23 protein-coding genes and 1 tRNA gene are annotated in these 24450 nt (G+C 62.9%); 17 read left to right on the plus strand and 7 right to left on the minus strand.

Annotated features, from left to right (window positions below; genetic code table 11):
- Positions 1 to 19: 19 nt before the first annotated feature.
- The gene (locus tag NCG91_RS07525; protein WP_251349253.1) at positions 20 to 790 is read right to left on the minus strand and encodes a hypothetical protein; all 771 of its coding nucleotides are present in this window, start codon (positions 788 to 790) and stop codon (positions 20 to 22) included.
- 119 nt (positions 791 to 909) lie between these two features.
- Here NCG91_RS07525 and NCG91_RS07530 point away from each other — a divergent pair.
- Together NCG91_RS07530 and NCG91_RS07535 are read left to right on the plus strand one after the other, a co-directional pair.
- Positions 910 to 985 (plus strand) — tRNA-Phe (locus NCG91_RS07530).
- A 134-nt stretch (positions 986 to 1119) separates the two neighbouring features.
- Positions 1120 to 2271: a serine hydrolase domain-containing protein gene (locus NCG91_RS07535; protein ID WP_251349254.1), complete on the plus strand. Its 1152-nt coding sequence runs from the start codon at positions 1120 to 1122 to the stop codon at positions 2269 to 2271.
- Positions 2272 to 2462: 191 nt separating this feature from the next.
- Here NCG91_RS07535 and NCG91_RS07540 read toward each other — a convergent pair whose 3' ends face one another.
- Positions 2463 to 2633, minus strand: coding sequence for a hypothetical protein (locus NCG91_RS07540; RefSeq protein WP_251349255.1), 171 nt, complete (start codon positions 2631 to 2633; stop codon positions 2463 to 2465).
- Between NCG91_RS07540 and NCG91_RS07545 the strand changes: the two genes are divergently transcribed.
- The 4 genes from NCG91_RS07545 (at position 2632) to NCG91_RS07560 (ending at position 7495) form a co-directional block, all read left to right on the plus strand.
- On the plus strand, positions 2632 to 3807 hold the full coding sequence (locus tag NCG91_RS07545) for an RCC1 domain-containing protein (protein ID WP_251349256.1): 1176 nt from the start codon (positions 2632 to 2634) through the stop codon (positions 3805 to 3807). The two genes, NCG91_RS07540 and NCG91_RS07545, sit on opposite strands and share 2 nt — an antisense overlap.
- 565 nt (positions 3808 to 4372) lie before the next feature.
- A complete protein-coding gene (locus tag NCG91_RS07550; RefSeq protein ID WP_077399256.1) occupies positions 4373 to 4705 on the plus strand; it encodes a hypothetical protein in 333 nt (110 codons plus the stop codon).
- A 123-nt stretch (positions 4706 to 4828) separates the two neighbouring features.
- Positions 4829 to 7183 (plus strand): acyl-CoA dehydrogenase, encoded by a 2355-nt coding sequence (locus tag NCG91_RS07555; protein ID WP_251349257.1) that lies wholly within the window; start codon positions 4829 to 4831, stop codon positions 7181 to 7183.
- Between the two features lie 66 nt (positions 7184 to 7249).
- Positions 7250 to 7495 carry a DUF1059 domain-containing protein gene (locus tag NCG91_RS07560; protein WP_099665586.1) on the plus strand — a complete coding sequence of 82 codons (246 nt, stop codon included), beginning with the start codon at positions 7250 to 7252 and terminating at the stop codon, positions 7493 to 7495.
- Here NCG91_RS07560 and NCG91_RS07565 read toward each other — a convergent pair.
- Positions 7492 to 8700, minus strand: coding sequence for a TCR/Tet family MFS transporter (locus tag NCG91_RS07565; RefSeq protein WP_251349258.1), 1209 nt, complete (start codon positions 8698 to 8700; stop codon positions 7492 to 7494). The genes NCG91_RS07560 and NCG91_RS07565 overlap by 4 nt on opposite strands.
- Positions 8701 to 8805: 105 nt before the next feature.
- Here NCG91_RS07565 and NCG91_RS07570 point away from each other — a divergent pair, with 105 nt between their 5' ends.
- From NCG91_RS07570 to gdhA, 9 genes are all read left to right on the plus strand, one after another.
- A complete protein-coding gene (locus tag NCG91_RS07570) occupies positions 8806 to 9444 on the plus strand; it encodes a TetR/AcrR family transcriptional regulator (protein ID WP_251349259.1) in 639 nt (212 codons plus the stop codon).
- Positions 9445 to 9665: 221 nt separating this feature from the next.
- Complete coding sequence (locus NCG91_RS07575; protein WP_251349260.1) at positions 9666 to 11054, plus strand: FAD-binding oxidoreductase; 1389 nt, start codon at positions 9666 to 9668, stop codon at positions 11052 to 11054.
- A 92-nt stretch (positions 11055 to 11146) separates the two neighbouring features.
- Positions 11147 to 12508 carry a prephenate-dependent tRNA uridine(34) hydroxylase TrhP gene (gene trhP, locus NCG91_RS07580; protein WP_251349261.1) on the plus strand — a complete coding sequence of 454 codons (1362 nt, stop codon included), beginning with the start codon at positions 11147 to 11149 and terminating at the stop codon, positions 12506 to 12508.
- Positions 12509 to 12692: 184 nt separating this feature from the next.
- Complete coding sequence (locus tag NCG91_RS07585; protein WP_251349262.1) at positions 12693 to 13940, plus strand: DUF819 family protein; 1248 nt, start codon at positions 12693 to 12695, stop codon at positions 13938 to 13940.
- 310 nt (positions 13941 to 14250) lie between these two features.
- Positions 14251 to 14991 (plus strand): Stf0 family sulfotransferase, encoded by a 741-nt coding sequence (locus tag NCG91_RS07590; protein ID WP_251349263.1) that lies wholly within the window; start codon positions 14251 to 14253, stop codon positions 14989 to 14991.
- Between the two features lie 56 nt (positions 14992 to 15047).
- Complete coding sequence (locus NCG91_RS07595; protein WP_251349264.1) at positions 15048 to 16088, plus strand: polysaccharide pyruvyl transferase family protein; 1041 nt, start codon at positions 15048 to 15050, stop codon at positions 16086 to 16088.
- A 2-nt stretch (positions 16089 to 16090) separates the two neighbouring features.
- Positions 16091 to 17392 carry a Rieske 2Fe-2S domain-containing protein gene (locus tag NCG91_RS07600; RefSeq protein WP_251349265.1) on the plus strand — a complete coding sequence of 434 codons (1302 nt, stop codon included), beginning with the start codon at positions 16091 to 16093 and terminating at the stop codon, positions 17390 to 17392.
- Entirely contained in the window at positions 17389 to 18378 is a 990-nt protein-coding gene (locus NCG91_RS07605; protein WP_077399222.1) for a glycosyltransferase family 2 protein, read from the plus strand. Before NCG91_RS07600 ends, NCG91_RS07605 begins: the two co-directional genes overlap by 4 nt.
- A gap of 208 nt (positions 18379 to 18586) precedes the next feature.
- Positions 18587 to 19930 (plus strand): NADP-specific glutamate dehydrogenase, encoded by a 1344-nt coding sequence (gene gdhA, locus NCG91_RS07610; protein WP_099665596.1) that lies wholly within the window; start codon positions 18587 to 18589, stop codon positions 19928 to 19930.
- Between the two features lie 157 nt (positions 19931 to 20087).
- On the opposite strand, the gene NCG91_RS07615 is transcribed toward gdhA, so the two are convergent.
- On the minus strand, positions 20088 to 20645 hold the full coding sequence (locus NCG91_RS07615) for a flavin reductase family protein (protein ID WP_077399216.1): 558 nt from the start codon (positions 20643 to 20645) through the stop codon (positions 20088 to 20090).
- Between the two features lie 174 nt (positions 20646 to 20819).
- Between NCG91_RS07615 and NCG91_RS07620 the strand changes: the two genes are divergently transcribed.
- The gene (locus NCG91_RS07620) at positions 20820 to 21449 is read left to right on the plus strand and encodes a head GIN domain-containing protein (protein WP_251349266.1); all 630 of its coding nucleotides are present in this window, start codon (positions 20820 to 20822) and stop codon (positions 21447 to 21449) included.
- Between the two features lie 42 nt (positions 21450 to 21491).
- On the plus strand, positions 21492 to 22298 hold the full coding sequence (locus NCG91_RS07625; RefSeq protein WP_251349267.1) for an enoyl-CoA hydratase: 807 nt from the start codon (positions 21492 to 21494) through the stop codon (positions 22296 to 22298).
- A gap of 6 nt (positions 22299 to 22304) precedes the next feature.
- Here NCG91_RS07625 and NCG91_RS07630 read toward each other — a convergent pair whose 3' ends face one another.
- From NCG91_RS07630 to NCG91_RS07640, 3 genes are read right to left on the minus strand one after another with little or no spacing between them, the layout of a single operon-like run.
- Positions 22305 to 23042, minus strand: coding sequence for an AIM24 family protein (locus NCG91_RS07630; RefSeq protein WP_251349268.1), 738 nt, complete (start codon positions 23040 to 23042; stop codon positions 22305 to 22307).
- A gap of 3 nt (positions 23043 to 23045) precedes the next feature.
- Complete coding sequence (locus NCG91_RS07635) at positions 23046 to 23687, minus strand: AIM24 family protein (RefSeq protein WP_034784288.1); 642 nt, start codon at positions 23685 to 23687, stop codon at positions 23046 to 23048.
- Between the two features lie 17 nt (positions 23688 to 23704).
- Positions 23705 to 24322 carry an AIM24 family protein gene (locus NCG91_RS07640; protein WP_216350350.1) on the minus strand — a complete coding sequence of 206 codons (618 nt, stop codon included), beginning with the start codon at positions 24320 to 24322 and terminating at the stop codon, positions 23705 to 23707.
- Between the last annotated feature and the right edge of the window lie 128 nt (positions 24323 to 24450).

Genomic DNA, 24450 nt, shown 5'->3' on the forward strand with positions numbered 1-24450 from the left:
TATGAGGTTCGGCAACGCGTCAGGACTGCAATTGCAAGGTCTTGACGATCTTGCTTTCCACCTTCTCGCCCGCGCCCGACATGGCATTCTTGCTTTCCTTGCGCAGGAGCAATAAATGGTCGCCGCTGACGCCATACTGGCGCGTCTCGTCCGTCTTTTGCGTAAAGCTGATGACGACAAAGGCGCGCCCGCTCACATCCACGTGGAAATGGCTGGCCAGCGGCGTGCCGTCCGCCGCGATCCACACATCGAGGCCGCCTTCGAACTTCTTCACATACTTGCGGTCTTTCTCAGGCACCTTGTCGAGCGACAAGGTAAAGCTGAGCAGGCGCGCCGGCTTGCCCTTATAGCTATCCATTTTTTCGCCGCTGAACACGGCTTCCTCGATTTCGCGCGACAGGGTATCCGCCGCCGACACCATGGAACGCAGCTCCGGCGCCTTCATTTCCCCCAGCGCAAAGCCGATCGGCGCCTTGGCCTTCGGATCCTTCACCTTGGCGCGCTGCTCGGCCTCCACTTTCGCCAGCACCTCCTTGCTGTACAGCACCTGCAAGCCCGCCGGCCCGCCCTCGACCGCCACCGTGGCTTGGCCGCTATCCTCTTCCGCCGCCTTGCCCTCGCCTTCGCGGCGCCAGGTTTTCGATTCGACCTGCGCCTTGATCGGCATCTGCCCCTGCAAGCGCGCCAGCGCCGCGTTCAACTCGGCCAACCCGTCGGCCCGCGCCGCGCCGCACAACAAACCGAACAAGCCCGCCACCGCCAGGCCTTGCACTCCAATACGTCGCTGCATCGCCACATCCCTTTCGCTCATACAAGGATGCCAAAACACCATGTTTTGGCCATCTGTTGCATTTGAACACAGCCAGCTCTGGTCAGGTGGAAAGTCTTTCTGCTATAATTCGCCGCCTTGGCCTGGTAGCTCAGTCGGTAGAGCAGAGGATTGAAAATCCTTGTGTCGGTGGTTCGATTCCGCCCCGGGCCACCAAGAATAAAAAAACGCCACCTTCGGGTGGCGTTTTCTTTTGTCCGCCACCGCCTTTCGCTCTCAGGCAAAACCGTACGCGTGACTTTTTTCTGTCGCCGCCGAACCCATTGTGCGAGAATGCCCCTCCCCACTGGATGGTGCGCATGATGATCAGACTCGCCGCAATCACAACCGGAATGACACTGCTGCTGGCAGCTTGCAAGCCCGCGGCCACAGTGCCCGCGCATGACATTCCTGCGGCAATGCGCCAGACCGCGACCACCCTGCTGCAGTCGAAACTGCTGCACGCGACCTCGATAGCCCTGGTTTATCGCGGCCAGGAGTTCATCCTGCATCAAGGCGAGCTGGAGACCGGCAAGGCCAATCCGCCCAACGATACAACGCTGTATGAAATCGGCTCAGTCAGCAAAACCTTTGCCGGCCTGCTGCTGGCGAACGCGGTGCTCGATGGGAAGGCGACGCTCGACGATCCCATACAAAAATACCTGCCGGCCGCCTACCCGAACCTGCAGTCGCAGGGGCAGCCCGTGCGCTTGCGCCATTTGATCACGCACACCAGCAATATGCCGGGCATGCTGCCATTGCAGGTGAACACCGTATTGCAGGACTTCACGGCGCACGCCACGCCGGCAAAGCTCAACGCAGCCTATGCCAACTACGGACAACCCCAATTCTGGCAGGACTTGCATACAGTCAACATCAACGGTCCGCTGGGCAAGGACTACGCCTATTCCAGCGCCGGCACCGAACTCGTTGCGCACGCGCTCGAAACTATCTACGGCATGCCCTATGAAGTGCTGCTCACGCAATTGCTCGCGCGCGAAGCCGGCATGCACGATACCAGGCTGAAAATCGCAGCCCAGGATGCCGGCCGGCTGGCACCCGGCTACCACAGCGACAATCCCGTCATCACGACACCGATGCCACAGCTGCCCTGGGGGGCCGCCGGCAACCTGAAGTCGACCATGCCGGACATGGCGAAATACCTGCGCCTGCAATTGAGCGCCCATCCCGCCGTCGTCGAATCGCACAAGCCGCTGCTACGCTTTCAGGATGACTTCAGCATTGCCTATTTCTGGAACATCGGCACGAATCGCCAGCTGGGCACGCATTACGTCCACCATGGCGGCGTGCCGCGTGCGCAAGGCTACGCCTACATCGTTCCCAAATATCAGCTCGGAGTCTACATCATCACCAACCAGAGCGGCGACGCCACCGCCGGCGCCATGGAAAGCGCGCTGGCGCATATTTTCGACACCGTGGCATCCATGGAAAGCGCGCAGTAGGCCGGGCCTTGCTTGGCACATCTTCGTGCCGCTGCTTCGATTCCGCCCCGGGCCAGCAAGAATGCAGCAGTACTGATCAAGACGCCACCTTCGGGTGGCGTCTTTGTTTGCTGGCGCCGAAAACAATAATGCCGTATGACAATATGACTTAAGTTACAATCATGCAATTTTATAAATTTCATCCCCATGACTCATTTGCGTTTTGTTTCAGCGACCAGCTTATTGCTCGCCTTGAGCGCCTGCGGCGGCGGCAGTACTTCACCGACATCGCCTCCCGCTCCTCCCCCGACACCGCCAACGCTGCCAACGCCCCTGCCGCCCGAGGTCAGCGCCGTTTCGCCGGCCAGGGCCAACATCGGCATGGTCACCATCTTTACTGTGACTGGCAGCAATCTGCCGGATAACATGCAGTTTGCGTTGACGGACTGCGCAGGTATCGCCGAGCTCAGCGGGGGTAGCAGCACGCAGCGTCAATTCAGCTGCACGCCGACCGGGCAATCGGGAGCGCGCCAGGGCGCAGTGTCCGCGAGCGCCGGCGCCGCATCGCCATTGCACAAGCTCTCCGTCGACTATCAGGCCATTGCCGCATTCGTCACCAGCCTGAATTGGCGCTACGCCGCCCTCAAATCTGATGGCACACTCTGGGGCTGGAACCCTCTCCAGCCCGTACCGGTCAAGATCGGCGACGGCTACGCCGATGTCGCAGTCAGCATCGCTGCCACCCTGGCCATCAAGAAAGACGGCTCGCTTTGGAGCTGGGGCAACAGCAATGACGCAGGCATCCAGGGCAATGGCACGAGCGGCTCAAACGCCACTCCTGTGCAGATCGGCAGCGATTTCGTCAAGGTCGTCGTCAAAGGCGAGAGAAGCGTCGCCGGCGAAAACGCCGAAGCCCTGAAAAAAGACGGCAGCCTGTGGGTCTGGGGCGCGCGTAGCCTGCAGCAACCCAACGCCATCGAACCGGAGCTGACGCCGCGCATGATAGACACGGGCTACGTGGATATCGCCCGTGGCAGTGGCGGGGCGTCACTGGGCCTCAAGCGCGACGGCTCGGTGTGGACATGGACCCAGAATCTGGCCAACCAGCCATTTACACCGGTCAAGATCGCGGATGGCTATGTTGCGATTGCCACCAGCTACGATGCGGTCTATGGCTTGAAGGCGGACCATTCGCTGTGGAACTGGGGCGGCAACGCGCCCAACCAGGCGCCCGCCGCCACGCCCACTGCCGCCACGCCGGTCAAGGTGGGAGATGGCTTCGTCAGCATATCGGCAGGCACTTATTATGCGCTTGCCGTCAAGTCCGACGGCACCTTGTGGGCAGGCGGCGATGGCAACAACGGCCAGTTCGGCGATGGCCAATTCAATCGCGGCGCCTTCCGGCAAGTCGGTACCGGGATTGCCGCCGCATGGGCTGGCAGCGCATGCTCCTTCATCCAGAAGACCGATGGCAGCTTGTGGGCGGCAGGCTTCTGCGACCTGGGGGATGGCAAATATGCGCGCTACATGCTCACGCCGGAACCCGTCACGCTGTAATTTTCCCTACTGCCCATCCGGGTCACCATCCTGGATTTAAGTGACATCAAAGGCCCGGCTCTGGCACAGCCATGGCCGTTTCAAGGTGACGCCAGCACAGGCGTAACTATTGAGAATGGACAAGTTCGATGAAGACTCTGGCAATTGTATTTAGCGCGTGTATGCTCGTCGTTGCCTGCGGTGGCGGCGGTGGCGACTCGTCGCCGGCCCCTGCAGCCCAGGCAGATTTGACCGTCAAATAAGCGTGCCAGGCAGCACCAGGCCCTCAGTCGCGGTGCTGCCACTCCAATTTGAACAGCCACAGCAACCTTCGGGTTGGCTTTTTTGTTTGTCCTTGCACAAAACCTCCACCCCGGCCCGCCGCTATGTACGCAAACGTACGGACTGCGGCTGTCCAAAAGCACATGCTGCAGGCAGACCACATCCCTTCCCGCCGCCAGCGCCCTGCGCGACACGGCGCAACGGCTACCTGATCCGATTCTCTCCGCCATACCGCCATGCGAAACTCGCGCCCGACGCCGTCGAGCCGTTCCGTACATCACGGCACACTGCCAAAGGATGCATCATGAAAACTACCCTGATATTGCTCGCGCTCGCCTCTACCCTCGCCCTGACCGCTTGCCAGCGCGAAGCGCCACCCGCGCCTACCGTCGTACAAGTCGTTCCCGGCCCTGCCGGCGCGCCTGGTCCTGCCGGCGCTACCGGTGCCAAGGGCGCCGAAGCCCCTGCCGGCGCGACGGGTGCCACCGGCGCCACGGGCCAGACGGGCGACAGCGGCATGCAAGGCAACGATGGCGCCAAGGGCGACGCTGGTGTTGCCGGCGATGAAGGCGCCAAAGGCGACACGGGCGCCAAGGGCAAGACGGGCGACACGGTGATTGTCGTTCCGCAACGCTGATACGCCTCACGCCAGACACCACAACGCCAACCCCTGCGGTTGGCGTTGTGCGTATGCGCAGTACCGCACAGTAACATCGGCCGCATCGGCCTACTCTGTTGTCATGACACAGGGAGATATCGCATGCTGACGATCATACTGCTGCTGGCCCTGCTGGGCCTGGCTTTACTGTTTGCGCCCGGCCCCGTGCGCCGCGCCTTGCTTGCGCCGCACCTGCTCGCGCTGTTCAAGCGCATCTTGCCGACCATGTCCGAGACGGAACGCGACGCGCTCGAGGCGGGCACTACCTGGTGGGATGCGGACCTGTTTTCCGGCCGGCCCGACTGGCCCAAGCTGCTGGCGTATGGCCGCGCCATGCTCACTGCCGAGGAGCGCCACTTTCTCGAGCACGACGTCGAACGGCTGTGCGAACTGGTCAACGACTGGGAAACGCAGCAGCAACTCGACTTGCCACCGCAAGCCTGGGACTACATGAAAAGCCAGGGTTTCCTCGGCATGATCATCCCGAAACAATACGGCGGCAAGCAATTCTCCGCCTACATGCATTCGCAAGTGGTGATGAAGCTGTCGAGCCGCTGCTCGGCGCTGGCCGTGACCGTGATGGTGCCCAATTCGCTGGGGCCGGCCGAACTGCTGTTGCACTACGGCACCGAAGAACAGAAAAACCATTATCTGCCGCGCCTGGCTGCCGGCACGGAGATTCCCTGCTTTGCGCTGACCAGCCCGTATGCGGGTTCCGACGCGGCCGCCATTCCCGACCTGGGCGTCGTGTGCATGGGCATGCATGAAGGGCGCGCCACTGTCGGTTTCCGCCTCAGCTGGAACAAGCGCTACATCACCCTGGCGCCCGTGGCGACCTTGCTGGGCCTGGCATTCCAGACCAGCGATCCAGAACACTTGCTCTCCGACAACGATGCGCCCGGCATCACTTGCGCCCTGATCCCCGCCAGCCACGACGGCGTGGTGATCGGCCGCCGCCACCATCCCTTGAACGCCGCGTTCCAGAACGGTCCCACGTCCGGTCAAGATGTCTTCATCCCCATCGACTGGGTCATCGGCGGCCAGGCGCAAGTGGGCAAGGGATGGCGCATGCTGATGGAGTGTCTCGCGGCCGGGCGCGCCATTTCGCTGCCCTCGTCCAGCGTCGGCATGGGCAAGATGGCCGTGCGCGGCACCGGCGCATATGCGGCCGTGCGGCGCCAGTTCAACATGCCCATCGGCAAGTTCGAAGGGGTGCAGGAAGCGCTGGCCCGCATGGGCGCCAACCTGTACTTGATGGATGCGGCCCGCACCCTGGCCGCGCACGCCGTCGACCTGGGCGAGAAGCCGGCCGTCATTTCCGCCATCGTCAAATACCACGTCACGGAGCGGGGCCGCGCGCTCGTCAACGATGGCATGGACATTCTCGGCGGCAAGGGCATCTGCGTGGGACCGAACAATTTCCTCGCCAGCGCCTACCAGCAAATCCCCATCGCCATCACCGTCGAAGGCGCCAACATCCTCACGCGCAGCCTGATCATCTTTGGCCAGGGCGCCATCCGCGCGCATCCGTATGTGCTCAGGGAAATGGCCGCCGTCAGCGAAAGCGACGGCCGCAAGGCCGTGCGCGATTTCGATGCAGCCTTCTTTGGCCACGTGGGCTTTGTCCTGGGCAACCTGGCACGGGGACTGTGGTACGGCCTGGGCGGCGCGCGCCTGGCGGCCGTGCCCGACGCCGGCGCCGCGGAACTGGCGCCCTATTACCGCGCCCTGACGCGGCTGTCGACGGCGTTTGCCGTCATGACGGATATGTCGATGTTCGTGCTCGGTGGCGAACTCAAGCGCCGCGAGCGGCTGTCCGCCCGCCTCGGCGACGTGCTGGCGCAGCTGTACCTGGCTTCATCCGTGCTGAAGCGCTACGAGGACGATGGCCGTTTCGCCGCCGACCTGCCCTATGTGCACTGGTCGCTGCAAGATGCGCTGGTCAAGGCGCAGCAAGGCTTGACGGGCGTGCTCGACAATTTCCCCGCGCGCGGACTGGCCGTGCTGCTGCGCACCCTGCTGTTTCCGTTTGGCCTGCCACACCGTCCGCCATCCGACGAACTGGGCAGCGAGGTGGCGCTGGCCCTGCAAACGCCGGGCGCCGACCGCGAACGGCTGCTGGCCGACGGCCATGTCGCCAGCGACGCCGCAGATCCCGTCGCCTGCGCCGAGCGGGCGCTGGCCCTGCTGCCCGACGTGCTGCACATCGAAAAACGCCTGAAAGACACGCCCGCAGGCGCAACCCTGCGGCACTTGCCGCAAAGCCTGTCCGCCATGCAACAGTGGCTGGCCGCAGCCAAGGCAGCAAGCTTGGTCAGCTGCCAGGAGCACAATACCTTGCTGGAATATGCGCGCCTGGCCGATGGCTTGATCCAGGTCAACGATTTTCCGGCCGACGCGGCGCAGCCAGCACACTTGCCCGTGCACGAGGCCGATACCGGCAGCCGCGCCGCCTAGGCAAATTTGCGACCTATACTGAATGGAGCGGGCGCGGTGCCCGCTCTTTGCAGAAAGGAGTCGATCATGACGCGCAAATTCATCGATTGCCGGGAATTTCCAAGCGACACACATTGCTCGGTGGCCATCTCGGCCGACAGCGAGGAAGAGCTATTGGGTATTGCCGTGGAACACGCGGTCTCGGTACACCATCACCACGACACGCCGGAGCTGCGCCAGCAGCTGCGTCAACTGTTCAAGGACGGCATGCCGCCCGAACACCTGCCCATGACGGGACAGGCCGGCAGCAGCGGGGCCTCGCACGCGCACTAGCCTGCCAGGGCTTGCGCCGGTTTCTGCAAGCGCAAGCCCAGCACGAGCGGCACCAGCGCCGCGTACACGACGATCACGGATAGCCAGACGGCGCCGGGCCAGTGCGCCCTGACGCCAAAGTAAATGCTGGAAAACACCAGCGGGCACAGCACGGACGCCAGGCTCACGGCCGAGGCCAGCACGCCCTGGAACTGGCCTTGCCGGTCCTCGGCAACTTGCCGCGTCGCCAGCGACTGCAAGGCCGGCGCGCCGATGCCGCCCAGGGCGAACACGGGCATGATGGCGAAGATCATCCAGCTGCGCGTGGCAAACGCCATGACGAGCAGCGCGACGCAGGCGCAAGCCACGCCCGTCAGGATGGTGGCGCGTTCGCCCAGCAGTTTCACGGCCGGACCGGGCAAGAAGGCCTGGGCCAGCGCCTGGCACACGCCAAAGGCGCCCAGCGACAGGCCGATCCACAGCCCGTTCCACGCGAACGCGTCGTGTCCCCACAAGGCCCAGCACACGCCATACACTTCCCCGGCCGCGCTGAAGGTAAAGAAGATGACGGTGATCGGCAGCAAGCTTTTCTCAGAGAAAACCCAGCGCAAGGGGCGCAAGGGATGCAATGCCGCCAGGTCGATTTTTCCGCGTGTCGGCGTTCGTGATTCGGGCAAGCTCAACCACGCCAGCAACAGATTGCCCGCATTCAAGACGGCTGCCGCCATGAACGGCAGGCGCAGCCCGTAATCGCCCAGCGCGCCGCCCAGCACGGGGCCGATGATGAAGCCTGCACCGAACATGGCGTTGAGCAAGCCGAAGCGGCGCGCCCGCTGGTTCTCGGCCGAAATATCGGTGATGTAGGCGGTGGCCACGGAAACGTTGGCGCTGGTCAACCCCGCGATGGCGCGCCCCAGCAGCAGCATCCACAGGCTGGGGGCGAAGGCGAGGAACAGGTAATTGACGGCCGCGCCCGCCAGCGACAGCAGCAGCACGGGACGCCGGCCCAGGCGGTCGCTCAACGCGCCCAATACCGGCGCAAAGATGAACTGCATCAGCGCGTACAGGGCCGTCATGATGCCGATATACGGCGCCACGTTATCGGCATGCGTGACGTCACGCAGCAACGCCGGCAGGATGGGGAAGACCAGGCCGATGCCGACGGCGTCCAGCACGACAGTGGCGAAAATGACGGGCAGCGCCGCCACGGGAAGGGATTTCTTCATATACTCAATCTAAATATGTACTCAGTACATAAATAGTATTCCCCATCTTGCCGCATCATCAAGCGTTATCTGTACTCAGTACACTTCGTGTATGATCGGAGCAACATGACGATTCCTGCCGACCTCCGCTCCCGCAAACGCCTTGCCACCAGGCAAGCCATCTCGAATGCCGCCACGCGATTGTTCTTCGTGCACGGCTTCGAGCAAGTGACGGTGGACGAGATCGCGGCGGCCGCCAGCGTGGGACGCATGACGGTGTTCAACCATTTCCCCCGCAAGGAAGACATGTTCTTCGACCGCGAGGAAGAGGGACGCGAACTGCTGCGCGACGCCCTGCGCCAGCGCGATCCCGCCATCGCTCCCATCGAAACCCTGCGCCTGCTGGCGCACCGCCTGGCGGCCGAGGACAGTCCTTACCTCACGTTTTCCGCCGCCGGCCAGGGTTTCATTGCCACCATCGAGGCCAGCGCTACCTTGAAAGCGCGGGCGCGGGCGATCCGCGACGAGCTGGCGCACGTGGTGGCGCAAGCGCTGGCCGACGCCACGGGGCGCGATGCAAGCGATCCCCTCGCCCACCTGGCGGCCAGCCTGCTGCTGGCCACCTGGAGCACCGCCCTCATCGAAGCGCACCGTGCCTTCGCGCAACATGGCGACGCGCAACTGGCCAAGGCCGGCTTCCTGTCCCTGGTGGACCGCGGGCACACGGGCTTGAACGCCGCCATGGCGGGCACGCCCTACGCCTGAAGCGGCAGCCCCGTCGTTCAGGCAGCCCAGCGTCTGTCGCAGCGCAAGCCTTCGCACTTCCTTGTTTCATTTGCCAGCACCTGGGCTTGCGTACCGTCTGGCGCCTTCCTATCATGAAACCACGCGCTGGCAAACGATGCATGCAGGCCGGCACGCGGGGACAGTCCTCCTGCTTCCCGTCACCATACCCATAACCGCATGCAGCCGCTGGGAGGTACACGATGAATACCTTGACGAACGGCCAGCTCAATGAGTTGCAAGCCTCATTGAGAGGGCAACTGTTACAAACGAACGACGCCGGCTACGACAGCGCGCGCGCCGTCTGGAATGCGATGATCGACCGGCATCCGGCCCTCATCGCGCGCTGCGCGGGCACGGCCGACGTGCGCACGGCGCTGGCGTATGCACGCGACCACGGCCTGCCCCTGGCCGTGCGGGGCGGCGGCCACAATATCGCCGGCAGCGCCCTGTGCAACGATGGCCTGGTGATCGACCTGTCCGGCATGCGCTCGGTGCATATCGATCCGCAACAGCGCCGCGCCCACGTCGAAGGCGGGGCCACCTTGCACGACTTCGACCACGAGGCGCAAGCGTTCGGCCTGGCCACGCCGCTGGGCATCAATTCCACCACGGGCGTGGCAGGACTTGCCCTGGGCGGCGGCTTTGGCTGGCTCAGCCGCACGCTGGGCCTGGCGGCCGACAACTTGCTGGCGGCCGATGTCGTCACGGCCGACGGCCAGTTCCTGCATGCGAGCGCGACGGAGCATCCCGACCTGTTCTGGGCCTTGCGCGGCGGCGGCGGCAACTTCGGCGTGGTCACGCGCTTCGAATTCCAGCTGCATCCGGTGGGGCCGCAAGTGACGGCCGGCCTCATCGTGTTTCCCTACGCGCAAGCCAAGGCGGTGCTGACGAAATACCGCGATTTCGTCGACGGCATGCCCGATGCATTGACCGTCTGGGCCGTCTTGCGCAAGGCGCCGCCGCTGCCCTTCCTGCCGCCGGAAGTGCATGGCCAGGACGTGCTGGTCCTGCCCGTCTTTTCACCCGTGCAATCTGCCGCCATGCAGGAAGCGATCGAGCGCATCGGCAGCTTCGGCCAGCCGCTGGGCATGCACCTGGGCAGCATGCCGTACACGGCCTGGCAACAGGCCTTCGATGCCCTGCTCACGCCGGGCGCGCGCAATTACTGGAAATCGCACAACTTCACGCAGCTCAGCGACGCGGCCATCGATACCGTCATCCGCCATGCCGGCAAGCTGCCGACGCCGCAATGCGAAATCTTCCTCGGCCTGCTGGGCGCGCAGGCGAGCCGGCCGGCGCCCCAGGATACAGCTTATCCGCACCGCGACGCCCTGTACGTGATGAACGTGCACACGCGCTGGGACGAGCCGGCCGATGACGCGCGCTGCATCGCCTGGGCACGCGAGTTTTTCAACGACGCGGCGCCGTATGCGACGGGCAGCGTGTACGTCAATTTCCTGACCGAGGATGAAAGCGGGCGCACGGCCGACGCGTATGGCGTGAACTATCCGCGCCTGGCGCGCATCAAGAAGCAATACGATCCCGCCAACCTGTTCCGCGCCAACCAGAACATCTGTCCGGCCGCCTAGGCTGCCACGGCGCAGCGCCTTGCAATCCCTTGATCCAGGGCAATGCAATGCGCTCGCCGCCCGCTTACAATCGCCGGCTTTGCCCCTCCTCCATGCGCCACGCTCCCGAACTTCTCCTGCCTGCCGGTTCCCTGGCCAAGATGCATGCCGCCTTCGACTATGGCGCCGACGCCGTCTACGCGGGCCAGCCCCGCTACAGTTTGCGCGTGCGCAATAACGATTTTTCGACCTTGCAAGCCTTGCAGGAGGGAATTGACGGCGCGCATGCGCGCGGCAAGCAATTCTTTGTCGCCAGCAATATCTTCGCCCACAACGCCAAGCTGAAAACGTATTTGCGCGACATGGAGCCGGTGATCGCCATGCGCCCGGACGCCCTGATCATGGCCGATCCGGGCCTGATCATGATGGTGCGCGACAAGTGGCCGGAGATTCCCGTGCACCTGTCCGTGCAGGCGAACGCCGTCAACTGGGCCGACGTGAAATTCTGGCACCGCATGGGCTTGACGCGCGTGATCCTGTCGCGCGAACTGTCGCTCGACGAGATCGAGGAAATCCGCCAGCGCTGCCCGGAAATGGAACTGGAAGTGTTCGTCCACGGCGCCCTGTGCATCGCCTATTCGGGCCGCTGCCTGCTGTCCGGCTACTTCAATCACCGCGACCCGAACCAGGGCACGTGCACGAATTCCTGCCGCTGGGATTACAAGGTGAAAAATGCCACCGAAGACGCCAGCGGCGACCTGGGCGGCATGCAAGTGGTGCCGCTGGAATTCCACCAGGCGCTGGCCGAGGCCGACAACAACGCGTTTTCCGCCCTGCACCAGCAGCCGCGCCACCCGCTGGCCGACCAGCCCTATCTGATTGAAGAAGCCCAGCGCCCGGGCCAGCTGATGCCGATCCTCGAAGACGAGCACGGCACCTACATCATGAACTCGAAGGACTTGCGCGCCGTGGAACACATCGAGCGCCTGGTGAAAATCGGCGTCGATTCGCTGAAGGTCGAGGGCCGCACCAAGTCGCTGTACTACGCGGCGCGCACGGCGCAAGTCTACCGCCAGGCCATCGATGACGCCGTCGCGGGCCGGCCTTTCGACATCGGCTTGCTGGGCCAGCTGCAAGGCTTGGCCAACCGCGGCTACACGGACGGCTTCTACCAGCGCCACCACACGCAGGCGCACCAGAACTACATGCGCGGCGCGTCCGAGGCGGACCGCAGCCAGTACGTGGGCGACGTGCTGGGCGTGACGGACGGCTGGGCCAGGGTGGACGTGAAAAACCGCTTTGCCGTGGGCGACCGCATCGAAGCCGTGCATCCGGGCGGCAACCGCGACTTCACCATTACCCGCATGCTGGCCGACGATGGCAGCGAGATCCAGGTGGCGCCGGGCAGCGGCCACTTCGTGCGCATCGAACTCGACGTGTCCCTCGACAAGGCCTTGCTGGCGCGCTATTTGTAACCGCCAGTCTGGAGCGCGGGGTGGCGAACCAGTATGTAAGTGTTTGATTTGACAAGAAAAATTCCCGCTGGCACGGCCTAAATAATTTGTTTAGGCTTCAACATTGCTATACGATACGGCCACCCTGCGCCCGGGGGCCTTATCGGATTCCCGTGCGTCCCTGACACGTTCACCGGAATCCCCGATGCCACCTGCCACCTCTGCCCTGATCACCAATGACGCCGTCGTCCTCGGCCTGCTCGCCATGACCCTGGGGGGCGTCTTCTGGACCGCCTCCCGCCAAAATGGCTTCTGGAAAAAGTTTTACACGTATATCCCGTCCCTGCTGATGTGCTATCTGATCCCGGCGTTGCTCAACACGTTTGGCATCATCGATGGCAACACGTCCGGCCTGTACGCCGTGGCGCGCGACTACCTGCTGCCCAGCGCGCTCGTGCTGCTGTGCGTGGCCATCGATTTCGGCGGCATCATCCGCCTCGGCCCCAAGGCCATCATCATGTTTCTCACCGGCACACTCGGCGTGATGCTGGGCGCCCTCGTCTCGTTCGAAGCCCTGCGCCTGATCCACCCGGAAACGGTGGCGGGCGACACCTGGCGCGGCATGACGACTGTCGCCGGCTCGTGGATAGGCGGCGGCGCCAACCAGGCGGCCATGAAGGAAGTGTTCGAAGTGGACGCCACCCTGTTCGGCCAGTTCGTCGCCGTCGACGTGCTGGTGGCCAACGTCTGGACGGCCGTGCTGCTGTTCCTGGCAGGCCGCGCGGGCGCCTTCGACCGCTGGACGGGTGCCGATTTGACGGCCATCAATGCGCTCAAGGACAGCATCGAAAGCTACCGCGCCCAGCACGCGCGCGTCGCCACCCTGACGGACATCATGATCATCCTCGGCGTGGGCCTGGGCGTGACGGGACTGTCGCACTTCCTGGCCGGCCCCATCATCAGCTGGATCAATAGCTTGCCCGCCGCATGGCGCCTGCAGGATTACAGCCTGACGTCGAACTTCTTCTGGATCGTCGTGCTCGCCACCACCTTCGGCTTGCTGCTCAGCTTTACCCGGGCGCGCAGCCTGGAAGGTGCGGGGGCATCGACCATCGGCTCGGCCATGCTGTACGTGCTGGTGGCCACCATCGGCATGCACATGGACCTCGGCGCCCTGCTCGACAAGCCGTTCTTGTTCCTGCTGGGCCTGATCTGGATCGCCGTGCATGGCGGCTTGATGCTGCTCGTCGCCAAGCTGATCCGCGCGCCCCTGTTCTTCATGGCCGTGGGATCGCAGGCGAACATCGGCGGCGCCGCGTCGGCCCCCGTCATCGCCAGCGCCTTCCACCCGGCCCTGGCGCCCGTCGGCGTGCTGCTGGCCGTGCTCGGCTACGCGCTGGGCACCTACGGCGCCTACATCACGGGCTTGATCTTGCGCAGCATGGCGGGGTGACGCTCCTGGCAGCGCGGTAACGACAACGCCAGCCTTCGGGCTGGCGTTGTCGTTGGTTCTCGAATCAGCTTGCTACCGGCCATCAATAGTTGCTAGGTAGAGACATAAAACATAAATAAATAATAACTTTGTGCTATATATGGCATGAATTGAGATAATATTTTAAAGCAACATATTTTCAAGAAAGTAAATTCTTTAATTGCTTTAAAAGCATCATCGCACGCAACAGGGCATCGCCAGCCTCCCCCCACTCATGAATGAACGTTTCCCCACTCCGTTGACTAATATCAAGTCAGTATGGACCGGCAGCATGCGTCCAACGCCCGCAGAAATGCGTGAGTTTCCTTACGATACGTCGTCGCCACTCCCCCATAAAAAGCTATTGGTATGCGCAGCGCCACGTGCATCGAGCAAACGCCTGGCCCGCCTGTTACTCGGCGCAGGGATCGGCGTGCCGCTGGAGTATTTCAACGACAATAGCGTGCAGGCGCTGACGGAGCGCTGGCAAATCAAGAAACAGGATTACCTCGCGCATATTTTTGCCAGGCGTTCTGCGAATGGCCTGTTCGCATCGAATATCCAGTTTCCCCAGATACAAAAGTGGCCGTATCCACACGACTTTACCGCCTTGTTCGAAGGAGCGACGGTCATTCATTTGATCCGCGACAACAAGCTCGCCCAGGCGGCATCCCTGGCGACCTGCATGATCACGGGGCGCTGGGGTTTCGAAGTCGCCCCGGTAACAAAAAATTACTCGACCTGGCGCCTCAAACTGGCGGCGCGCAAGGCCATGCAGCTGATTGCCGTGGATGAGCAACTCTGGCAGGACTGGTTCAAGCAACGGGGTATCGAACCGCTCGTCATCAGTACCGAACGTGTCAACCGGCACGATCTGACGCTGATCGATGACATCGCCGCCTTGCTCGGCGTCAATGCCGATGCGGCAAGCGCCCAACGCATGCTGGACGTGGACCAGGGCGCCTACCCAGGGGACCAGGAACTGAAATCGCGCATGCGCACGCTCGTCGAAGAACTTGCGGCACGCGGCTAGTCAACGCCCGGGCTTCCCCGTTTTCATTGAACACACACAACAAGACAGGACGAACATTGAATATCTTTATGGTGCACCCCACCACCCGCAATATCGGCAACGATCTCATCGGCTACGCTACGGCAGAGCTCCTCTATGAGGTGTTCGGAGCGGCCACCAATGTCGTCAGCATTCCTGCCTTGAAGGGACCGCAATTTGGCGGCCTGGTGCCACGCCAGATTTACGATATGAACCGCCTCGCCGACGCCGTCATCGTGGGCGGCGGGAATCTGTTTGAAAACGGCCAGCTGTCCTATGATGTCCAGGCCGTCAATGCCTTGCGCCGGCCGATGATGCTGATGGGGCTATCCCACGGCCGCATCACGGGCCGCGACGGGCAAATGGAAGACCGCACCGATGCGCTCAGCCCGACTGCGATACGGCACCTGGTCGAGCATGCCAAGGTGGCCATGGTGCGCGACACGGGTTCGCAGGAAATCCTCGCCGACCTTGGCGCCAAGGTGACGGTCGGTGGCTGCCCCACGCTGTACCTGCCGCCGAATGCCGAGGGCGAAGCCGCCAAGGGCGGCGTGATCATTTCCGTCCGTCACCCCATGCGCATGAGCGTTCCGGCCACCTTGCAGTGGCGCATCGCCGAAGACTTGCGCCGCCTGATTGCCGCCCTGCGTGCCGAATATGCGCAACCTGTCTACCTGGCTTGCCACGACTACATCGATCTCGAATTCGCGGCCGGCTTCCCGGAAGCGGCGCCCCTGTACTTTGACGAAGTCAGCCGCTACATCGAAGCGCTGCGCACCTGCAAGCTGCACGTCAGCTACCGCCTGCATGGTTTCCTGCCCTGCCTGGCCATGGGCTCGCACAGCATCAACCTGTCGTATGACGAACGGGGCCGCTCGATGCTGTCGACCATCGGCATGGCATCGTGGGATGTTGATCTGATGCAAAGTGGCGACTGCGTGAGCGCCATCATGGACCGCGCGCGCTCGGTCGCGCAGTATCGCCGCGCGCGCCAGGACGCCCTGCCGCTGATACAGGAGTTGCGCCAGATCACGGTGCGCGGCTTGCAAACCTTGCGCACCCTGGCATCGGAGCAATGAAGATGAGCGCTCCATCCTCGACACAGGGCGTGTGGCTCAAGTGTCACGTCCGTGAACTGGCCCCGTGGGCAACGATGACCGAGCGCGTGCTCAACGAAATTATTTCCACGGTCGAACAGATGAAGGGCGCCGCGGCAGCCCAGGTGCTGCACCAGCATGGCATCGAGCGGCTGCACGAAGTGATCGACACCGACGATGTGACGTCCTTGCGCAACCAGGTGCTGGAACGCTTGCGCCAGCCCTTGCTGGCCATGGCGACGGCCGTCGGCCGCCAGATCCTGGGCTGGGACGGCGATTTCTATGTGGATGACTATTTGATCCTGCGCATCAACTTCCCCTACGAAGTGGCGCGCAAGACCAATCCGGCGAGCGAAAATCCCGGCATTGGCCGCCTCAGCGCGACCGTGCGCGAGCAATTTCAGGCCCGTAAGGTCATTGACCCCGTGTACGCGCCGAAAGACTATCACCGGGGCCATCCGCCCGCCGCCTGGGCGCATGGCCCGCACATCGATAGCTGGGCCGGCCATTCGCGGGACGGACGCAATATCTGGTGGGCCATTGGCGAAGTGCCGGCGGAAGCGGGCATGGTGCTGTATCCGGAACTGGCCAACGCCTCGCTGCCCTGCGAGCGCCGCACGCTGTACCTGCAAGCGGGCTACCGCCTGCCGGTGCCGACTTATCTGCCGCTGGCGGCAGGCGAGATGCTGGTCTTCGATCCAGAAGTGCTGCACGGCACGCACCTCAATACGACGGACGCGACGCGCGTGGCCATCTCCATGCGCCTCAATGCTTCCCGCCCGACCTTCGATCCCGCCTGCTTTTACTCGCGCGAATTCTGGCGGCGGGCCGCCGATATCGAGCAGGGCCACGATGAAGTGCTGCACCTGCGACGCGAAGACAATTTCGGCGCGCCCGTCGCCGCCGCCCCCGTGCAGACGCCGGCAGCCGTTCCCGTCATTGCCGGCCAGCTCGACCAGGCGAGCGGCTTCATACACGGCCAGCTTCCTGCTGCCGGGCCGGACACGCAGCGCATCATCGTCGATGCCGCGCCGTATCGCATCATGCTGGTGCGCACCAGCGACGGCACCCGCGCCTACGATGCGGCCTGCCCGCATTACGGCGTGGACCTGGCCGATGGCGGATGCGACAGCGGCAAAGTATATTGCCCGGCCTGTGCAATCTCGTTCGACTTGCAAACAGGAAAATCGTCCTGCCCGTCATTGACACTGCAACCATATGACATCCGGCAAGACGGCGCAGCCATCCGCATCCGTGTTGCGCCGCCAGAAGCCGTGGCGACATGAGCGTCGCCCCCGTCAGCGTAATCATTTGCACCAGAAACGGCTGGTCCAGGGGCTTTCTCGACGACACCTTGCAATCGCTGCTGGCCCAATCCCGGCCAGCTCAGGAAATCTTGCTGATCGACGATGCCAGCAGCGACGGCACTGCCGCTTACGTCCACGCTGCCTACCCGCACGTGACCATCGTGCAGAATACGGGCACCGGCCTGGCGGCCGCCAGGAACACGGGAGTGGCCGCCGCCCGTTGTCCATGGGTGGCCTTCATCGACGACGATGACATCTGGCTCCCTGAAAAACTGGCCGAACAACTGGCACAGGCAGACGCATCCGACACGCCAGATGCGATTGTGTATGCATCGCAAGTTGCCACGCTTAACAGCCATGGCGGCAAACCCGTGGCCTGGGCAACGCCACGGCAATTTGCCGCCTGGCCTGCCTGCCTGCTGGGTTCTCCCATCCAGCCATCCGGCGTGCTGCTCAGCAAACGGCTGCTCTCCCGTATCGGGCCATTCAGCGAACAGCTGAAGGAAGGCGCCGCTTATGACTACTGGATACGCTGCCTGAGTGCCGGCATGTCCATACACTACAGTAGCAACGTTCTGCTGCACTATCGGCAACATCATCCGCAAATGACAGCAATGTCGCGCAAGCTCGATCATTTCCTGCATATCGACGCCATGCTCACGCCGCACCTTGCGCGACTGGCGCCAGCACTGGCCAACAGGATCCGCTCAGCGCGCAAGCTGAACAATCTGCGTTCCCTGCTGAACCATACCGGTATCCCGGCAGCAACACGTTACTGGCGCGCCAGCACCCCTTGCCCGGCGCCCGGCCTGCGCACTCTTTCCTATTTCTTGCTAGATACTGTTGCATGCCGGGCTCCGCACCGGATTCGCCACACGCTGCGGCAGCGCGCCATGCGGCTGCTCATCGGCAAGGAAACGCCCTTGCCCGGGCTGCGCCCGAAACGATCCGGACATCCCACGTAAAGGTCCGCAACGCCAGCACTCACGCTGGCGTTTTTTGTTTTCCGGTCATTTTTTCCACCAGACCACTATCTGCCTGGCCTCGCCGCCTGATGGGAAAGCGCGCCCCACAATGTAGCAGAAACCCCTCAAAACCAAATTTCTGCACCATTTTCGTGCGAAATCTGCGATGATAGTTGCCCAAATAACCGATTACCTCCATGGAATTCTGATGAAATACGCATCTGCTCACGAGTATGTCCAGCATGTCGCCGCACGCAATCCAGGTCAACCCGAGTTTCTGCAAGCCGTCACCGAAGTCATGGAGAGCTTGTGGCCGTTCCTGGAACAGCACCCGAAATACGCGGAACAAGGCTTGCTGGAACGCTTGATCGAGCCGGAGCGCGTGGTGATGTTCCGCGTGTCGTGGGTCGATGACCATGGGCAAGTGCAAGTCAATCGCGGCTACCGCATCCAGCACAGCATGGCCATCGGGCCGTACAAGGGCGGCATCCGCTTCCACCCGTCCGTGACCCTGTCCGTGCTGAAATTCCTTGCATTCGAGCAAACGTTCAAGAATGCACTGACCACGTTACCGATGGGCGGCGGCAAGGGCGGCGCCGATTTCGATCCGAAGGGCAAGAGCCCGGGTGAAGTGATGCGTTTCTGCCAAGCCTTCGTGAGCGAACTGTTCCGCCATGTGGGTTCGGACACGGACGTGCCGGCCGGCGACATCGGCGTGGGCGGGCGCGAAGTGGGCTATATGGCCGGCATGATGAAAAAACTCAGCAACCGCGCCGACTGCGTGTTCACGGGCAAGGGCGCCAGCTTCGGCGGCTCGCTGATGCGTCCGGAAGCGACGGGCTACGGCACCGTGTATTTCGCAGAAGAAATGCTGAAAACGCGGGGCCGCTCGTTCGAAGGCATGCGCGTGTCCGTGTCCGGCTCGGGCAACGTGGCGCAATACGCGGTGGAAAAAGCCATGGCCATGGGCGCGAAAGTCATCACCGTCTCCGATTCGAGCGGCACCGTCATCGACGAGGAAGGTTTCACGCCGGAAAAACTGGCCATCCTGATGGAGATCAAGAATCATCTGTATGGCCGGGTCAGCGATTACGCCGCGCGCACGGGCGTGCGCTTCGAGGCGGGCGTGTCTCCATGGCATGTGCCGGTCGACATCGCCCTGCCCTGCGCCACGCAAAACGAACTGGACATCGACGCTGCCCGCACCCTGATCGCCAATGGCGTGCAGTGCGTGGCCGAAGGCGCCAACATGCCCACCACTATCGAGGCAGCCAAGGCCTTCGAAGCGGCCGGCGTGCTGTATGCGCCGGGCAAGGCCAGCAATGCGGGCGGCGTGGCGACTTCCGGTCTGGAAATGAGCCAGAACGCGGCCCGCATATCGTGGCCGCGCGAAGAAGTCGATGCACGTTTGCTGCAGATCATGCAAGGCATCCACGCCGCGTGCAAGCAATACGGCACGCGCGCGGACGGTTCCGTCAGCTATGTGGATGGCGCCAATATCGCCGGCTTCGTGAAAGTGGCCGATGCCATGCTGGCGCAGGGTGTCATTTAACCCCAGGACAGATACGGGGAGCATCTTGAGAATTAACGACACCTGACAAAACCGTAGCGAGCGGAAGAGAGAGGTGGCCGAGAAGCGCAACCGTACTCGGGTACGGTGAACATCGCAGGCCGCCTATATCGACGCGCAGTAGGTTTGGTCAGGTGTCCTACGACATTTCAGGCTTCATCAAACTCTTGCGGCTGATGGTGCGGCCCGATACCATGAACTCGCCGTTGCCACGGTAGTGCAGGGTTTCGGGCAGCTTGGGCGAGGTGGCCACGTGGGCTTTCACGCACTCGAAGATGAAGAAGCCGCCCTTCGGATTGCCCGCCACCTGGGCCAGCTTGCATTCGAAGTTGGCGTAGCACTCGGCGATCAGCGGCGCGCCCACCTGCTCGGCCGGCTGCGGCGTCAGGCCGAAGGCCGTGAACTTGTCCGTGTCTGCGCCGCTGCAATTGCCGATGGCGACCACCTGGTCGACCATGTCGGCCGTGGGCAGGTTGATCACGCATTCCATGCTGCGCTTGATCATTTCATAGCTGTGGTTGGCGTCGGAAATGAAGCAGCCCAGCAAGGATGGCGTGAATTCCATCAGCATGTGCCAGGCCATGGTCATGACGTCGCTTTCGCCCTGCCACGTTGAACTGACCAGCACCACCGGCCCCGGTTCGAGGAAGCGGCGGATGTCGGCGACGGGATAATCTTCTTTGTGGTAATTTTTCATGCAGTCTCCAGGACGCGGTACGCCACAGCATAGCCCAACGGCGCCTTGCCGGGCGCGCGGCTGGCCGATGGCGGCGCTCATCCGCGCCGCGATTTGTGCCGTTCATCGCAAAATTCTCCCCAATGGAGATGTTGCACAATAGAATACACTGATCAACTACTCAAGGAAACCGCCATGCGCCCTCTGTTCCTGTTGTCAGTCCTGTCCCTTGCCTGCCTCTCCACCCTCGCGCATGCCGACGAGCAAACCCGCACGGTCGGCGCCTTCAACGCCATCGATATCCGCGGCCCCATCAGCATCGAAGTCGAATCTGGCAAGGAGCAAAGCCTGCTGCTGCGCGGCGACCAGAAATTCCTCAGCGGCGTGATCACGGAAGTGGTCGATGGCGAACTGAAAATTTCCATGAAGGACAAGGACATCAAGAAAACGGAAGGCGATCCGCGCATCATCATCACCATGCCCACCTTGCGCAAGCTGATCGCGGAAGGCGCGGGCGAAAAGATATTGACCAAGCTCAATGGTCCAAGAGTCGACATCAGCTACAAGGGCGCGGGCCGCCTGGCCGCCGATGGCCAGGTCGACTGGCTGCGCCTGAAGGCGCAAGGCGTGGGCGAAGTCGATACGAAAGCCTTGCTGGCGAAAAACGTCGACGTCAATTTCGAAGGCATCGGCTCCGTCAAGGTGTATTCCTCGGGCGAACTGAACGCCGTGGTGCGCGGCATGGGCGAACTGACGTATTACGGCAAGCCGAAGATCGTGCACAAGTCGATCGCCGGCATCGGCAGCGTCAATGCCGCCAAGTAAGATTTCCTAAAACAACAAGGCCATCAGGCCAGGGGAGACCGCATGACCGCAACACCCGAAACCCAGGATAACGATGCGCCGCTGGTACTGCGCGAAGACGAGGGTGGCCTGGTCACCCTGCGCCTGAACCGTCCCCTGCAATTCAATGCCCTGTCGGAAGCCATGCTGGCTGCGCTGCAAGAGGCGCTGGACGCCGTCGCGCAGCAGCCGCACGTGCGCTGCGTGGTGCTGGCCGCCGAAGGCAAGGCTTTTTGCGCGGGCCACGACTTGCGCCAGATGCAGGCCACGCGCCAGCTTGCGTATTATCAAACCCTGTTCGCGCAATGCTCGCGCGTGATGCAAGCCATCCAGGCCTTGCCCGTGCCAGTAATTGCCCGCGTGCACGGCATCGCCACGGCGGCCGGCTGCCAGCTGGTCGCCAGCTGCGACCTGGCCGTGGCGGGCGCGTCCGCGCGCTTTGCCGTCTCCGGCATCAACGTGGGCCTGTTCTGCGCCACGCCCTCCGTCGCCCTGTCGCGCAATGTGTCGCCCAAGCGGGCCTTCGACATGCTGGTGACGGGCCGCTTCATCGACGCCGACACGGCCGCCGACTGGGGCTTGATCAATGAAACGGTGGCCGACGCGGCGCTCGACGACGCCGTGGCGCGCCTGGCGCAGCAGATCATGGCGAAAAGCCCGACGGCCATCCGCTACGGCAAGCAAATGTTTTACCAACAGCGCCAGCTGCCACTGGACGACGCGTATGCGTATGCGGGCGACGTGATGGCGCGCAACATGATGGAAGAGGATGCGCAGGAAGGCGTCACTGCCTTTTTAGAAAAGCGGCCGCCCGGCTGGGCGCGGCCGTAAAGCAGCTTAGCGCTGTTCCTTCATCTGCTGCTGGACAGAAAGACTCAAGGTGCCGAGGTCTTCCTTGCCCAGCAGCGGCAGTTGCGCCAGCAGCTGCATCAGGGCGGAACTGCCCGTCACGTCCAGTTCGGACGACTGCACCAGCACCGTGCCGGCGCCCGTGAAGTCGATCTGCTTTTCCTCGCCCGACAAACTGAAACCGGTGAGCGCGCCGGCGGCCGAGGCCCAGCCCTGCACGTGGGCGTAATCGTAGTGGTACGAGGGGCTGGGGCAATCGGCCCAGCCCAGCACGGCCTGCTCATCCACGCGGCACGGCAGTTCGAGGAAATGCACAGGGCCGTTCGACGAGGCGATGACCTTGCCCGTGCCGAGCATGGTCAGATAACCGGGCAAGGTCGATTCCTGGCAAATCACATCCTTCGTAAAACCCAGCAGGTTTTTCGCGCGGATGGTCATGTTGGCGTTGTCCAGGTCGTAGCACGCCAGGTCGTTGCCGTTGTCGCCCAGGATCAACTGGCCTTGCCCTTGCGCCACGACAAAGTGGTGCACGTATTTCGGTGCATTGAAGGCATTGCGCACGATCAAGTCGAGCACGCTGCTGCCCATGGCTTCGAAGCGCAGTTCGCCATAGAAGGCGATCATCTTGCCCTTGCGAATGAAGATCTGCTCCTTGACGTCGATGACATACGAAAAACGGTTCAGGTTATCGTTCTTCGGCAAGGTATCGGGATTGTAAATCGTCATGGCTTACCTTTCGCTCGCTTGGATGTAGACCGTGCCCTGGCCCGTGAATTTCACCTGGTACGATTCGCCGGACGCCTGGCCGACGAAGGTTTTCCAGTTCAAGTCCGTGACGATGGTCGAGCTCAACTGCCCCGTGTGGCCGATATACGCTTGCGGGTCGACAAACACGGGCACGTCCGGCGTGACGGGCAAGCCGATGGCATTGCCGTCCGACAAAATCGCCACTTCGCCCGTGCCTTGCAAGGTGGTGGTAAACAAGCCCTGGCCCGAGGCCATGCCGCGCACCACGCCCTGCACGCCGCCCTGGTTGCCGAGGAACATGGTGCCGGCCGTCAGGCGCGCATCGAAGGCCAGCAGGGAATCGCTTTCCACATAAAACGTTTCGCCGCGCACGGGGACGATGGTGACGAACAGGCCGCCCTGCGCGTAAAACACGCTGCCCGTGCCGCGCGCCGACATCAGGGCATAGCCCTCGTTCGTGACGGCGCGCATGGCCAGGCTTTGCACGCCCTGGCCGGCCAGGAAGGAACGGCTGAACGCCACGTCGCCCTGGTAGGACACCATAGCGCCCTTGCGCGCGAACACTTCTTCATTGCCGAGTTTGACCTCAAGCATCTTTTCATTGATTTGCTGATAGACAGGCATCGCGGGTCCTCGCTGACTTAACGTTCGGCGGGCTGGATGAACACCACGCCCTGGCCTGTGAATTTGTGCTGGTACGATTCGCCCGAGCTCTGGCCGATCATCGTGCGCCAGTTGACGTCGAAAACGAATTCCTGGCGGATATCGCCCTTGAAGCCGACGAAGGCGTCCGGGTCCACGCGCAGCGGGTGCGCGGGCGTCACTTCCAGCATGATCAGGTTGCCGCGCGAAATGACGGCCAGGTTGCCGTGCCCTTCGACGGTGGTGGAAAACAGGCCCTGGCCCGAACTGGCGCCGCGCAGACCCGCAAAGCTGGTGCCCGTCTTCAGGCTCGTGTCGTAGGCCAGCAGGCTGCTGCTTTCGATGGTCAGCTTTTCACCCGTCAACGGAATGACGGTGATTTCGGCCGCATTCTGCGCGAAAAACACGGTGCCCGTGCCGGCTGCCTGCATCACCTGCATGCCTTCGTTCGTCACCTTGCGCTTGAGCGCGCCGAACAGGCCCTCGCCGCCGAGCAGGGATTTTTCAAATTTGATGCTGCCCGTATAGGCGACCATGGCGCCGGCAATCGCCAGCACTTTTTCATCCTGCAGGCGCACTTCCAGCAGGCGGTCGGTATTGGTGCGGAAACTGGTCACGCGCGACTCCCCAAGAATGCCAGGGCACAAAGCCATGGCTATCCGACAAGATACCGTTGGCGTTACCACCATGCAAGTGCTATTCCTCCCGAACGGGGGTGGGTGAATAAAAAAAAAGCGTGCCCGGA

Source organism: Janthinobacterium kumbetense, from assembly GCF_023703445.1.
GTDB classification, from domain to species: Bacteria; Pseudomonadota; Gammaproteobacteria; order Burkholderiales; family Burkholderiaceae_D; genus Janthinobacterium; species Janthinobacterium kumbetense.

Bases quoted from the DNA above. Each gene is read 5' to 3' on its own strand.
- NCG91_RS07625 (WP_251349267.1), top strand. From the start codon at position 21,492: ATGACCGCAACACCCGAAACCCAGGATAACGATGCGCCGCTGGTACTG.
- NCG91_RS07535 (WP_251349254.1), top strand. From the start codon at position 1,120: ATGGTGCGCATGATGATCAGACTCGCCGCAATCACAACCGGAATGACA.
- NCG91_RS07585 (WP_251349262.1), top strand. From the start codon at position 12,693: ATGCCACCTGCCACCTCTGCCCTGATCACCAATGACGCCGTCGTCCTC.
- NCG91_RS07525 (WP_251349253.1), bottom strand. From the start codon at position 790: ATGCAGCGACGTATTGGAGTGCAAGGCCTGGCGGTGGCGGGCTTGTTC.
- gdhA (WP_099665596.1), top strand. From the start codon at position 18,587: ATGAAATACGCATCTGCTCACGAGTATGTCCAGCATGTCGCCGCACGC.
- NCG91_RS07540 (WP_251349255.1), bottom strand. From the start codon at position 2,633: ATGCCGATGTTGGCCCTGGCCGGCGAAACGGCGCTGACCTCGGGCGGC.
- NCG91_RS07545 (WP_251349256.1), top strand. From the start codon at position 2,632: ATGGTCACCATCTTTACTGTGACTGGCAGCAATCTGCCGGATAACATG.
- NCG91_RS07590 (WP_251349263.1), top strand. From the start codon at position 14,251: ATGCGTCCAACGCCCGCAGAAATGCGTGAGTTTCCTTACGATACGTCG.
- NCG91_RS07575 (WP_251349260.1), top strand. From the start codon at position 9,666: ATGAATACCTTGACGAACGGCCAGCTCAATGAGTTGCAAGCCTCATTG.
- NCG91_RS07630 (WP_251349268.1), bottom strand. From the start codon at position 23,042: ATGACGATTTACAATCCCGATACCTTGCCGAAGAACGATAACCTGAAC.
- NCG91_RS07565 (WP_251349258.1), bottom strand. From the start codon at position 8,700: ATGAAGAAATCCCTTCCCGTGGCGGCGCTGCCCGTCATTTTCGCCACT.
- NCG91_RS07560 (WP_099665586.1), top strand. From the start codon at position 7,250: ATGACGCGCAAATTCATCGATTGCCGGGAATTTCCAAGCGACACACAT.
- NCG91_RS07570 (WP_251349259.1), top strand. From the start codon at position 8,806: ATGACGATTCCTGCCGACCTCCGCTCCCGCAAACGCCTTGCCACCAGG.
- NCG91_RS07550 (WP_077399256.1), top strand. From the start codon at position 4,373: ATGAAAACTACCCTGATATTGCTCGCGCTCGCCTCTACCCTCGCCCTG.
- NCG91_RS07605 (WP_077399222.1), top strand. From the start codon at position 17,389: ATGAGCGTCGCCCCCGTCAGCGTAATCATTTGCACCAGAAACGGCTGG.
- NCG91_RS07620 (WP_251349266.1), top strand. From the start codon at position 20,820: ATGCGCCCTCTGTTCCTGTTGTCAGTCCTGTCCCTTGCCTGCCTCTCC.
- NCG91_RS07555 (WP_251349257.1), top strand. From the start codon at position 4,829: ATGCTGACGATCATACTGCTGCTGGCCCTGCTGGGCCTGGCTTTACTG.
- NCG91_RS07635 (WP_034784288.1), bottom strand. From the start codon at position 23,687: ATGCCTGTCTATCAGCAAATCAATGAAAAGATGCTTGAGGTCAAACTC.
- trhP (WP_251349261.1), top strand. From the start codon at position 11,147: ATGCGCCACGCTCCCGAACTTCTCCTGCCTGCCGGTTCCCTGGCCAAG.
- NCG91_RS07615 (WP_077399216.1), bottom strand. From the start codon at position 20,645: ATGAAAAATTACCACAAAGAAGATTATCCCGTCGCCGACATCCGCCGC.
- NCG91_RS07600 (WP_251349265.1), top strand. From the start codon at position 16,091: ATGAGCGCTCCATCCTCGACACAGGGCGTGTGGCTCAAGTGTCACGTC.